Raw genomic sequence first — 13049 nt, 5'->3', positions numbered from 1 at the left:
GAAATGAGGGATTTTGGTGAAGAAAGTATTAATTGCTAACCGTGGTGAAATTGCGACCCGGGTCATTCGTGCTTGCCACGAATTAGGCCTTCAGACTGTTGCGATTTACGCCAAAGAAGATGAGTTTTCAGTTCACCGTTTTAAAGCTGATGAAGCGTACTTAGTAGGTGAGGGTAAGGCGCCGATTGCGGCTTACCTGGATATTGAAGATATTATTCGCATTGCTAAAGAAAATCATGTGGATGCGATTCACCCAGGTTACGGCTTTTTATCTGAAAATGCTACTTTTGCTCGGCGGATTGCTGAAGAAGGCATGACCTTCGTTGGTCCTAAGCCAGAGCACCTCGAGATGTTTGGTGATAAGATTACGGCCAAACGTGTAGCTCGCGATGCCGGCGTGCAGACGATTCCGAGCACCTTACACCCGGTTACTAGCCTGAACGAGGCGTTACAGTTTACTCAGCAATACGGTTATCCAATTATGATCAAAGCTGCCATGGGTGGTGGTGGTCGGGGAATGCGCATCGTTCATGAAGCTTCTGAATTACAAGAAGCTTTTGACCGTGCCCGTTCAGAGGCCATGCAATCCTTTGGTGATGACGAGATTTACTTGGAAAAATTCATCGCGAATCCCAAACACATTGAAGTCCAGATTTTAGCGGATGCTCACGGCAATGTCATGCATTTATTTGAACGTGACTGTTCTGTTCAGCGCCGTAATCAAAAGGTGATTGAATTTGCACCGGCCGTGGCCCTGCCAATCGAGTTGCGTCAAAAGATCTGTAACGCCGCAGTCGACTTGATGAAGAGTGTACACTATTTAAACGCCGCAACGGTTGAATTCTTGGTTGAAGGGGACCAATTCTACTTCATGGAAGTTAATCCGCGGGTTCAAGTTGAACATACGGTGACAGAAATGATTACCGAAATCGATATTGTCCATGCTCAGCTCAAAATTGCGATGGGTGGTGACCTATTCGAGGATTTACGGTTACCACATCAAGACGCATTGACATATAAGGGTGCGGCAATTCAGTGTCGAATTACGACGGAAGATCCCGCAAATGATTTTATGCCAGATACTGGTCGCATCGAGACGTACCGGTCACCAGGTGGTAATGGGGTTCGTTTGGATGCTGGTAATACCTATTCCGGCGCAATCGTAACACCTTATTTTGATTCACTGCTTGTAAAGGCTTGTGTTGCGGCGCGGAACTTCAAAGCGGCCGTTCATAAAATGCGACGCGTCCTAGTTGAATTCGATATTCGCGGCGTGAAGACGAACATTCCGTTTATGCTGAATGTGATTGACAACCCAACGTTCCAAGCAGGTGAAGCGGGGACCCGGTTTATTGATCAGACCCCAACGCTCTTCAAATTCCCTGACGATACGCAACGTGAAGATAAGATGTTGAAGTATATTGGGAATGTGACGGTCAATGGTTTCGCTGACGTTGCCCAACATTCGAAGAAGTACTATCCGGACGTTGAGTTTAAGGATGATTTTCAACCGATCGCACCCGACATCGTCACGGCAAAAGACGTGTTGGATCAACAAGGTGTCCAGGGATTACAACAGTGGTTGTTAGCCCAGAAGCAAGTGTTATTAACAGATACGACCATGCGGGATGCGCATCAGAGTTTATTTGCAACGCGGATGCGGACGAAGGATATGTTAGCCGTTGCCGCGGCTTCACAAAAAGCGTTGCCACAGTTATTCTCCTATGAGATGTGGGGTGGTGCGACGTTCGATGTGGCCTATCGTTTTCTAAATGAAAATCCCTGGAATCGGCTGAAAGAACTTCGGCAGGCAATGCCCCGGACACTCTTCCAAATGTTGTTCCGTGGTTCCAATGCGGTGGGTTACCAGAACTATCCAGATAATGTGATTCGCGAATTTATCTTAGAAGCAGCTAAGAGTGGCATTGATGTTTTCCGCATTTTTGACAGTTTGAATTGGATTCCTCAAATGGAAAAGAGTATTCAGGCCGTCAAGGAAACCGGGAAGATTGCGGAAGCCACGATTTGTTATACGGGCGACATTATGGACCCTGACCGGCAAAAATACAATCTTGATTATTATCGTCAGCTGGCCTTGGATCTGCAATCAACTGGTGCCGACATTATTGCCATCAAGGATATGGCGGGTGTGTTAAAGCCAGAGGCCGCCTATGAATTAGTATCGACGTTGAAAGACGCGCTGTCCGTGCCAGTTCATCTGCATACGCATGATACGACTGGTAATGGAATCTTTACCTATGCCCGAGCAGTGGAAGCTGGTGTTGACGTGGTCGATGTTGCTGCGAGTGCGCTATCAGGCACGACCAGCCAACCATCAATGAGTTCGTTGTATTACGCATTAGCCCACAATGATCGTCAACCTGATGTTGATATTAACAACGTTGAAGCCATCAATCGGTATTGGCAAGGCGTACGGCCATACTACCAAGACTTCTCGAACGGTATGACCGGACCACAGACAGATATTTATCAGACGCAGATGCCGGGTGGACAATATTCTAACTTGCAGCAACAAGCTAAGGCTGTTGGTCTTGGGGATCGTTGGGAAGAAGTTAAGACGATGTATGCGACGGTCAATGATATGTTTGGTGATATTATCAAAGTTACGCCCAGCTCTAAAGTTGTTGGTGACATGGCCCTGTTCATGATGGAAAATCACTTGACACCGGACGATGTTTATAATCAGGGTACCAAGCTCGATTTCCCGGCATCGGTCATCAACTTCTTTGCTGGCAATCTTGGTCAACCAGTCGGAGGCTTTCCAAAGAAGCTCCAGCAGATTGTCTTGAAAGGCCAGCCAGCGTTGACTGTGCGGCCCGGTAGTTTAGCCAAACCAGCTGACTTTGCTGCGGTCAAAGCAGAGTTATCGGCTAAACTTGGTCATGAAGCGAGCCATCAGGAAGTGCTCAGCTACATCCTGTACCCGAAAGTATTCATGGATTACGACGCTAGCCATAAGCGCTACGGGCACGTATCACTGTTAGACACACCGACCTTTTTCCAAGGCATGCGGCTCGGTGAGACGGTCAATATTGAGTTAGCCAAAGGTAAGACGATGATCGTCAAGCTTAATCAGATTAGTGATCCCGATGTCGATGGTGTCCGGACACTTTACTTTAGTATCAATGGTCAAAATCAAGAGATTATGGTCAAGGACAATGCCATTCACCAATCGGCAACCAGCACGCGCAAGGCGGAACCAACTAATGAAGATGAAGTTGGCGCAACGATGAGTGGTTCAGTTCTGAAACTGTTAGTTAAGAAGGGCCAAACGGTTAAGAAAGGTGAGCCATTACTTGTGACGGAAGCAATGAAGATGGAGACAACCATTCAGGCACCGGAAGATGGGGTCATCGAACATATTTATGTTAATGCGGGTGACGTCATTCAGACGGATGACTTACTGCTCGAGATTGCACCACAATAAGGATATTTCAAGCAAAAACACTAGTGGCTTAGGTTACTAGTGTTTTTTAGCTTCAGCGCTTCGCCAATAAAAACCACTGCGTAGTTAAGAACTTAGTTGACGAAATGCTGAATCTAGCCTAACATTTAAACAGCAACGCTAGTAGAAGAGGTGAGGTTCGATGGATTTTACAGTTAAACCGCGCCGGTCGCTCATCGTTTATATGCATTCGATGAAGCAGGTGCGTCAATTGAAACGTTTTGGATTAATTCAATACCAATCGCGTAAAGAGCATTATGTGGTCTTGTACATGGATGAAAGTCAAATTCCGGCCGCGACCACGAAAATCAAAAAATTAAATTTTGTCCGCAGGGTTGAACCGTCATACCGCCCGGACGTTGCAATGAACTTTGGCGAACGTGTGGATCAAGGCTTTTTTAAGCCAACCACGACTGGTGCGCCTGATGACGATGATGAGGATTAAGTTGGTGAAGATGAAATGCGAATTGTAGCAGGAGACTTTGGTGGTCGACGGCTCAAAGCCGTGCCAGGCATGCAAACTCGGCCGACGACGGACAAAGTTAAAGAAGCTGTTTTTAATATTATTGGCCCCTATTTCGATGGTGGGCAGTCCCTAGACTTATTTGCTGGGAGCGGTGGCTTGAGTATCGAAGCTGTATCACGCGGAGTGGCTCGGGCCGTCTTGATTGATCGGCAGTATCAAGCTATCAAGACGATTAAGGATAACATTGCCGTTACAAAAGCCCCCGAACGATTTGAAGTTATCAAAGGCGATGCTGAGCGTATTTTGGACCGATTAGCATCCCAAGATGAATACTTTGATTGGGTGTTTTTAGACCCACCCTATGCCAAGCAACAGATTGTGAAGGATATTCAGCATTGTGATGCACTAGGATTGTTGAATCCGGGTTGTCGGATCATTTGTGAGACGGATACGAATGCGAACTTGCCAACGGTCTTACCCGGATTTGAGTTGATCAGACAACAAGATTACGGTATTACGGTCATTACCATTTACCAAAAAGTAACGGAGGTCGGGTAAGTTATGGTGACAGCAGTTTTTCCGGGGAGTTTCGACCCAATCACACGGGGCCACTTGGATATGATTCAACGTGCCAGTCGATTAGTTGACCGGTTGATTGTGGCCGTCATGGTCAATACGAGTAAGCAACCGTTATTTACGATGACGGAAAAAGTCGCGATGATCAGTGATGAGCTGACGGATTTACCCAACGTTGAAGTTCAGGCCGCAACTGGTTTGACCGTTGACTTTATGGCGAGTGTCCATGCGACAGTTTTGGTACGAGGTTTGCGGAATGAACAGGACTTCGGATATGAACGTGATATCGCTTGGATGAACAAGTCATTAGACGAGACAATCGAAACGATTTGCTTGATTGCACGGCCCCCGTACGCTTACTTTTCTTCCAGCTTAATTAAGGAAGTTGCCAAGATGGGAGCGGACGTTTCCAAGTACGTCCCGACCGCGGTGGCGCAAAAACTCCATCAGCGGTTAGGAACTGATCAGCATGACTAAGGGCCGGGAGTTGTTAAAACGTTACTGGGGCTTGCTGGTCGTGATACTGGTGGTACTTGCACTATTTCTAATTCCTTTACCGTACTATATTGAAGGACCCGGAAGTGCAAACAATTTGAAGACTTTTGTGACCGTCAAGCGGCATCCGGATCATCACCGGGGGAAGTTTATGTTGACCTCGGTCGCAGAAGCTCGGGCGACGCCGCTGATGTGGCTTTACGCACAATTGAATCCGCACTATGACGTGGTCAGTGCTCAGGATATGACTGGCGGTCAGGATGACGCGACTTATAATCGGGTTCAGAAGTTTTATATGCGAAGTGCAATCAACGAAGCTATCGCGACGGCGTATTCGGCTGCGCATCAGCAATACCGCAAGGTTTATCAGGGTATCTACGTTTTAACGGTTCAGTCTAATTCGAAATTTAGAAACCAGTTAAAAGTTGGCGATACGATTACGAAAGTCGATGGCCACCATTTTAATACAGCCAGTGCGTATCAGCATTATATTGGTAAGCAGGGCGTCGGACATCGAGTGACGATCACGTATCGGCGAAAGGGCCACTTGAAGCAAGCAAGTGCGCCCCTAATCAAGCTGAGCACGCACCGCGCCGGGATTGGTATCGGCCTAACTGATAATATTAAAGTGACGACGACTATTCCGGTTAAGGTTGATCCCGGACAAATCGGGGGTCCCTCGGCCGGATTGATGTTTAGCTTGCAAATCTATCAGCAATTGACTAATCAGAATTTGCGACACGGACGGAAGATTGCGGGGACCGGCACCATCGATCAAAATGGACAAGTTGGTGAAATTGGTGGTATCGACAAGAAAGTGATTGCTGCTAAGCGGGCAGGGGCGACAATTTTCTTTGCACCGTATGTGAAACCAACCAAAGCGCTTTTGGCGGTTGAAGAAAAGGGTCAAACTAACTATCAACTTGCTAAAGCGACCGCGAAAAAGTACGCGCCTAATATGAAAGTTGTTCCAGTGACCTCATTTAAACAGGCCGTTCATTATTTGCAGACACACCAATAGTAAAATTGAAATGCAAGTTAGCAAAGTTTGGGGTAAAACCCAAACTTTTTTCATGGGCAGCCGCTCCTTTTGCGTAACTATTCGCTGAAGGGGTGAAAACAAATGATAGATTGGATTAAGCTGCTCAAAATACACTGGCGGATTGTTGGTGGTGTTACTGCCGTGATCATTATTTTGATAACGGGATGGGCACTGAGTCAACTTAAGCAGCCTCAACCCGCCGGTACGGATAACTTGTTGGCGCATTCGTTCAATTCCACATCAATGGGAGGCGCGAGTCGAACGTCTGCCAATGCTGACCAGCCCGCAACGAGTACCCAACCGTCGAACGCTACACCGAGCCCAGCCCGACCGACAGGTGCTAGTTCACCCGGGTATGTCGATATTAAGGGTGCGGTTAATAAACCAGGGTTGTATCAGGTTACTGCTAGTATGCGGGTCGCGGATGTCATCCAACTGGCACAAGGCATGCAGCCACAGGCAGATGCTCGGCAGATCAACTTGGCTGCCAAAGTAACCGATCAGCAAGTGATCTACGTGCCAGCTAAGGGCGAACAGGCCCCGGCTGTTGCGCCACCAGTCGTCCAGTCAACGGGGCCTACTGGCGGAACACCAACTAGTGATCATGCGGCAACGGATAAGGTCAATCTCAACACGGCTGATGTGGCCGCGTTGCAAACGTTGAGCGGAATCGGGCAGAAGAAAGCTGAAAAAATCATTGATTATCGCCAGCAACATGGTAATTTTAAAACAATTGATGATTTGAAAAACGTCAGTGGCTTTGGAGAAAAGACTGTGGCCAAATACAAAGACCAGCTCACCGTCTAGTTTCAAAGCGCACATTTTGGTATACTACTGTCATTGAAAGTGAGGCATAAAATGATGAAAGATCAACGAATTCCATGGGATCAGTATTTTATGATGCAGGCGGTCTTATTGGCGAGTCGAAGCACGTGTGAGCGGCTTTCGGTTGGTGCCACGATTGTTCGCGACAAACGCATTATTGCGGGTGGTTACAATGGTTCAGTATCCGGCGATGTTCATTGTATCGATGAGGGGTGTTACCTTGTTGATGGGCACTGTGTTCGCACTATTCACGCGGAAATGAATGCGATTTTGCAGTGTGCGAAATTCGGTGCAGCTACGGATGGTGCTGAAATCTATGTCACTGACTTTCCATGTTTACAATGCACGAAAATGTTATTACAAGCTGGAATTCAAAAAATTCATTATTTACGTAATTATCATAACGATGCGTATGCCATGTCCTTAATTGAACGAAAACACGTGGCTTTACAACAAGTTCAGTTCGACCAATCAGATTTGGATAAGCTGAATCTTGATCAAATCTTGTTAGATCGTGACTAATTGCGTGCACTATTTTTTGCTGCCATTGCGTGCGGCTTACTTAGTAGTTGGTTAGTTGACCAACAATGGCTGGCAGCCGGATTATTATTAATTTGGTTATTGCGAGTCATCCGATTACGAGATCGACAGTGTTTGATGGTGACGATTGGCTGTGTTTTATCTTTGGCAATCTGGCTGAACTGGCAAAACCACCGTTTCGCCTCCATTGTTCAGCGGCCCAGTCAGGTGGTCACAAGCCATTTGGCTGTCCAACCCGATGCGATTACGGTGCGCGGTGGTCAGTATCAGCTGATTGCCACTAGTCCAATGGGCAAAGTACTTGTTAGAGGACAGCTGAAAAGTGCCACTGAAAAACAGTATCTGACCCAGTTTACTCACCGGACGATCTGGCACGTTCAGGGGGAAGTCGCCGCCATCGCACCTCCTACCAACCCGGGGCAGTTTAATGCGCCTAGGTATTATCGCAGTCAAGGCATCGCCCGCCAAGTAACGGTCACAGCGGTTCAACGAATAGAAATTGCGTCGCGGCGTGGTTGGCTGGGGCTACTTGATCGATTACACCAATGGCGTCAGCAATTCTTTCTAGCCTGTCAAAGATTGCCACCAACGCTTAGTCGTTATGCGACGAGTCTACTGGTTGGGATACGCCCCACAGATTTTCAGACGACAATGGGGGCCGTTCAACAGCTGGGACTATTGCATTTGTTCAGTTTGTCGGGTATGCATGTTATTTTATTAGTTAAATTCTTGCAATGGGTCTTGTTACGACTGCATCTAAGTCAGCAAGCAATCGATATTTGGTTATTAGGGCTCTTGCCAGCATACCTTGTCTTGGGCGGCGGTGCCGATAGCTTGCGGCGGGCAGTTGTAACCGCGGCTTTACCAATTATTTGGCAGTTGCTAACACATCAGTCAAGTGGGGCGTTGGGTGGTTGGAGCCTTGCCCTGATAATGGGGATTGCCCATAATCCTTTGGTATTGAGCCAATTAGGTGGTCAGCTCAGTTATGGACTAGCCTTGCTGCTGATCTTAATGCCTGGTTTGCCGCCGTGGCGATTAGCAATTTGGATTCAGGTTATCAGTTTACCGGTTTTGCTTGTAGCTACGGCGCAGTGGCATCTGTGGTCCTTAGCAGTCAATTTGGTGGTTGCGCCTATTTTTAGTTGGGTATTATTACCGGTGACGGTCGTGGGGGCGAGCATTGGCTTTGGTTCTACCAATGTCACCAGCGTGTGTGAATGGGTGTTGGTTAATTTTCAGAATTGGCTTGAGTGGGTCAGCCATTGGCCAGGCCTACTCATTATCGGTCAACCGAGTACACTGTGGGCATGGACGCTCAGTCTATTGAGTTTGTGGTTGTTACGGACACCGCGGCGTCGGTATTACTGGCGACTGTTACTGGCATATGCTTGTTTTAGTCTTAGTCTACGTTTTCCACTTCACGGTGCCGTTCAATTTATCGATGTCGGTCAGGGCGATTCGATCTTGATTCGCCAACCATTTAACCGCCAAGTGAGTTTGATCGATACTGGGGGGCAACTACACTTTTCCCGGCCACGTTGGCAGGCAGAGCAGGTACAACCGCGATCGCGTGCGGAAACGATTACGGTCAATTATTTGCACCGGCTAGGGATCACTCACTTGGATACAGTTTATTTATCACACAAGGATGTTGACCATATTGGTGATTTGGGTGAACTATTACGCTTGATGCCGGTCAATCAAGTGGTGGTACCTGCCGGAATGGCGCGCCTAGCCAAGTTTCAAAAGCTGCTAGTGCCCGCCAGAAAGCGGCCTAAAGTGGTTGAAGCATTGGCCGGCCATACGTTTGCAGATGGATTGGTTGCGGTGCATCCGTTTAAACCGGGACGGGCTGAAAATGAAGATTCGTTGGTGCTAACGGGGGTTTTTGGTCAGCAACGTTTCATGTTTACGGGTGATCTTGACCGAGCGGGGGAGCGTGCAATCGTTGCCCGATATCCACAATTACGCGTGGACGTTTTAAAGCTAGGGCATCATGGCAGTAAAACAGCCTCGGATCCGTTAGCTTTGCGCCAATTAGGTGTGCACCACGGTATTTTATCGGTGGGTCGGCACAATCGCTATGGGCATCCGAATCAAGAAACACTAATAACTCTAGCTGAACAGCATATTGTCACTTATTCAACGGCTTTGCAGGGGATGATAACCTATCGTTTCGTTAATCATCGCCAGGGACGTTGGCAAACATTTTTAAAGGAAGGTGATCGCCATCAACGCACAACAGGCGTTAAAATCGATTCGCAACGGTGACTTGGCATCAATCTATGTTATCTTGGGAACGGTCGACTATTTGGCCGATCAGCTCAAACAGGCTTTTACGCAGCAAATTCCCAGTGAAGAACAAACGATGAACGTCGGCAGTTATGATATGGAAACGACGCCAGTAGCTGTGGCTTTAGATGATGCAATGTCGGCACCGTTTTTTGGTGAACGGCGATTAGTCTTTATTAATCACCCGTACTTTTTGACGGGTGAAAATAAGAAGACCAAGGTTGACCATGATCTGGCCTCACTACAGCACTATTTTGAACAACCGGAACCAAGTACGATTCTGGTGTTTATGGCACCCTATGAGAAATTAGATGCGCGTAAAAAGCTCGTTAAAACGTTAAAAAAACAGGCGACGACGGTTGAAGTCAACCAAGTCTCGGAGGCTGAAACGCAACGCTATGTGCAAGCGGCGTTAGATGAGAAACAGATTCGCATTGATGCGGACGCACTACAGGAACTGGTTAATCGAACTGACGGGCAGTTGGGACTGATTATGGGACAATTACCGAAGTTGATGATTTACGCAGCCCAATCCCAACGAATTGATTTAGCGGCAGTTCAGGCTTTGGTGACTAAATCACTGACGCAAAATGTTTTTGATTTGGTCAACGATGTACTTCGTTATCAGACGCAGTCAGCGGTCGAACTTTACCATGAACTGGTGGCAGCTCAGGAAGCCCCACTAAAGATCAATGCAATCTTATTAGGACAATTCCGATTGTTGCTACAGGTCAAAATTATGGCGCGTGCAGGCTATAGTCAGGGCAGCCTAGCTAGCACGCTTAAAGTGCACCCATATCGGGTCAAACTAGCCATGCAAACGGTCCGCCATTTTGATCAAGCTGCGTTACGGGCGGCGTACTTAGGACTGCTCCAAACAGAAGTACAAATGAAAACGACACAACGCGACCCGGAGTTGCTCTTTGAGTTATTTATGGTTCAATTTGTTAATGAGCGACAGTCAGCGGTCGGAACGCGGCTGTCCCGTTAGGCATTGGCTTGTTGGACAAGCGAGAACGACTATTCACGAAGGCAAAAGTAATAGTGCTTAGATATGGAGCCCAAAAAAAGATGGTCGACCGGAATTCTCAGAATTCGGTCGACCATCTTTTGAGTCATTAAAGGCGATAAAAAAACGCCGTCGCAATGCTCGGGCGTAAAATTAGCTTATTTAGCGTAACGTGCAGCCATCCGTGACTTGTCACGGGCAGCTTTGTTGCGCTTGATAAGACCTTTAGAAGCAGCCTTGTCAACGGCGCTAGTTGCTGCTAAGTATAAATCGTCGACGTTGTCGGCACCAGCAGTTTTAGCAGCTTCAAATTTTTTAACAGCAGTCCGCATCGCACTCATTTGGGCGGTGTTACGGACGTTTGCTTTATTGTTTGTTTTCACGCGTTCAATAGCGGATTTGATAATTGGCATCAGATTCACCTCCATCATTTTTTCAACAAATGCTATTATACATAAGCCCCGGCTTGAATGCAACCGTTATGTGTAAAGTAATTTATCTTGATATGTATTGAAACTTGCTTTTTACTCTTTAGTTTGCTAGACTATATCAAGTGTTCAGCAACCCTTTACTTAGTTTTTCGTGCACCACCAACGATTTACTCAGTTTAGGGCAATTATTGGAAAGGTGGTTGAAACACATGGCAATTTCACGCGAAAAGAAGACGGAGCTTATTAACAAGTATGCTCGTCACGAAGGCGATACTGGTTCTGTTGAAGTCCAAGTTGCAGTTTTAACGGAAGACATCAACGAATTAAACGAACATTTACGAGTTCACAAGAAGGATTTTCATTCACAACGTGGGTTGATGAAGAAAATTGGTCACCGTCGTAACTTGTTAGCTTACCTTCGTAAAGAAGACGTTAACCGTTACCGTGACTTAATCCAAAGTCTTGGTCTTCGTCGTTAATATTGAGATTACGAGAACTGCCTGCGGGTGGTTCTTTTTTTGTGTAAAAAATTACAGAAACGATACATAAACTTTATTAAACCCAAACAACCGTTCGCTATACTTATGTTTATTCAAAAGTGAATGAGGGGATTTCATGGAAGCAATGGCAACGTTGACTCGTAACTTTCGGGTCTTATGGTTTGGCAGTTTAATCACTGATTTAGGTAACGCAATGACGTTACCGTTTATTGTGCTGTATATTCAGACATTAGGCGATTATTCAACGACCCAGTTGAATTTTCTAGGGGCAGCGGCGTTTGCCGTGACATACGCCTGCAAAGCTTTAGTCGCACCATTGTGGGGCCGATTGGCGGATCAAAAGGGGCGTAAGCTGATGTGTCTACGCGCATCTGGCATGATGACCTTAACGATTCTTGGTGTGGGACTAGCACCTAACGTGATCGTCCTCTTGATTTTACGAGCCGCACAGGGAGCGTTTTCAGGTTACATCAATAATGCTAACGCACTGATTTCGATTACCGTACCTGCGGAACAACGTGGCCAGTGGTTAAGTAAACTGGTCACTGGTAGCATCAGTGGCACATTGATGGGGCCGCTTTTGGGAAGCTTGCTGGCTAATACCGTTGGCTATCGGGGGGCGTTCGTGGCTACTAGTAGTTTGATGGCGCTTGTCTTTGTCATGACCTGGTGGGGTGTTCAAGAGAAGGTGACGGCAGTTAGTCGCGCCACGTTACCACCATTGCGACCAATCTTACATCAATTGGGTGGTCGCTTTATTTGTGCCTTGCTGACATCGTTACTAGTTGTTCAGGCGACGACCAATGCGATAACACCACTGTTAAGCTTGCTGGTCGGACAGTTAGCGCCCCAAGCAACGGCGCAGACGATTATCTTGATGACGGGGATTGTGGCGGCTGCGCCGGGACTTGCCACGATTCTAATGGCTGGTCGTGTTGGGCGCATTCTGGATCGGCTGGGCGCTGGCCGTTGCTTAGTTATTTTTTTGATTTTAGCGATTGTTGACTTATTGTTGACTAGTTTAGTACATCAGGTCGCGTGGCTGGTCGGGCTACGGCTAATACTGGGAATTGCGGATGCGGCACTATTGCCCGCGCTTCAAGTGATGACAGTCGAGCATGTCCCACACGCAGCGTTTGGGCGTGTGTTTAGTTTAAATCAGTCCGCGCAAGCTTGTGGTAACGTGGTCGGCCCCGGGTTAGCCGTGATTGTTGCCAATTGGTGGGGGTATCAGTCAATCTTTATTGTTACGGCTGGATTACAGCTGATGGCATTGATGCTGTGGGTCGCGTATTTTAGTCAGCAACGACCACATTAGATTGCATTGAATGGTCTAACTATTGCTTTACTTTAAAATGTGGTAAACTGGGGAGAGTTACTTAATCGGAACAGGTACGCTGGTAC

General features: G+C 47.2%; 12 protein-coding genes. 11 read left to right on the top strand and 1 reads right to left on the bottom strand.

From position 1 onward, the window contains the following. The first annotated feature begins 16 nt into the window (after positions 1–16). From MZO41_RS10580 to holA, 9 genes are all read left to right on the top strand, one after another. Positions 17–3448 (top strand): pyruvate carboxylase, encoded by a 3432-nt coding sequence (locus MZO41_RS10580; protein ID WP_011101664.1) that lies wholly within the window; start codon positions 17–19, stop codon positions 3446–3448. Positions 3449–3608: 160 nt separating this feature from the next. Then, a complete protein-coding gene (locus tag MZO41_RS10575) occupies positions 3609–3911 on the top strand; it encodes a YlbG family protein (protein ID WP_003640811.1) in 303 nt (100 codons plus the stop codon). 15 nt (positions 3912–3926) lie between these two features. Further along, entirely contained in the window at positions 3927–4490 is a 564-nt protein-coding gene (gene rsmD, locus MZO41_RS10570) for a 16S rRNA (guanine(966)-N(2))-methyltransferase RsmD (RefSeq protein WP_003644585.1), read from the top strand. 3 nt (positions 4491–4493) lie between these two features. After that, positions 4494–4985, top strand: coding sequence for a pantetheine-phosphate adenylyltransferase (gene coaD, locus MZO41_RS10565; protein ID WP_003644584.1), 492 nt, complete (start codon positions 4494–4496; stop codon positions 4983–4985). Further along, entirely contained in the window at positions 4978–6024 is a 1047-nt protein-coding gene (locus tag MZO41_RS10560) for a SepM family pheromone-processing serine protease (protein WP_003640808.1), read from the top strand. Before coaD ends, MZO41_RS10560 begins: the two co-directional genes overlap by 8 nt. 102 nt (positions 6025–6126) lie before the next feature. After that, positions 6127–6852 (top strand): helix-hairpin-helix domain-containing protein, encoded by a 726-nt coding sequence (locus tag MZO41_RS10555; protein ID WP_013355671.1) that lies wholly within the window; start codon positions 6127–6129, stop codon positions 6850–6852. A 54-nt stretch (positions 6853–6906) separates the two neighbouring features. Then, positions 6907–7392, top strand: coding sequence for a ComE operon protein 2 (locus MZO41_RS10550; RefSeq protein ID WP_003645663.1), 486 nt, complete (start codon positions 6907–6909; stop codon positions 7390–7392). Next, on the top strand, positions 7393–9684 hold the full coding sequence (locus tag MZO41_RS10545; protein WP_016510987.1) for a DNA internalization-related competence protein ComEC/Rec2: 2292 nt from the start codon (positions 7393–7395) through the stop codon (positions 9682–9684). After that, positions 9635–10696 (top strand): DNA polymerase III subunit delta, encoded by a 1062-nt coding sequence (gene holA, locus MZO41_RS10540; protein ID WP_011101660.1) that lies wholly within the window; start codon positions 9635–9637, stop codon positions 10694–10696. Before MZO41_RS10545 ends, holA begins: the two co-directional genes overlap by 50 nt. 176 nt (positions 10697–10872) lie before the next feature. Here holA and rpsT read toward each other — a convergent pair whose 3' ends face one another. Continuing rightward, positions 10873–11127, bottom strand: a complete 255-nt coding sequence (gene rpsT / locus MZO41_RS10535; protein ID WP_003645660.1) for a 30S ribosomal protein S20 — start codon at positions 11125–11127, stop codon at positions 10873–10875. 227 nt (positions 11128–11354) lie between these two features. On the opposite strand from rpsT, the gene rpsO reads away from it, so the two are divergent. Further along, positions 11355–11624, top strand: a complete 270-nt coding sequence (gene rpsO, locus MZO41_RS10530; RefSeq protein WP_003639022.1) for a 30S ribosomal protein S15 — start codon at positions 11355–11357, stop codon at positions 11622–11624. A gap of 136 nt (positions 11625–11760) precedes the next feature. Then, positions 11761–12963 (top strand): MFS transporter, encoded by a 1203-nt coding sequence (locus tag MZO41_RS10525; RefSeq protein ID WP_003644579.1) that lies wholly within the window; start codon positions 11761–11763, stop codon positions 12961–12963. The last annotated feature ends 86 nt before the right edge of the window (positions 12964–13049 follow it).

Source organism: Lactiplantibacillus sp. C232 (genome assembly GCF_023806725.1).
Lineage (GTDB): Bacteria > Bacillota > Bacilli > Lactobacillales > Lactobacillaceae > Lactiplantibacillus > Lactiplantibacillus plantarum.
Note: the sequence above shows the minus strand (reverse complement) of the source record. Positions and strands in the feature narration are given on the sequence as shown.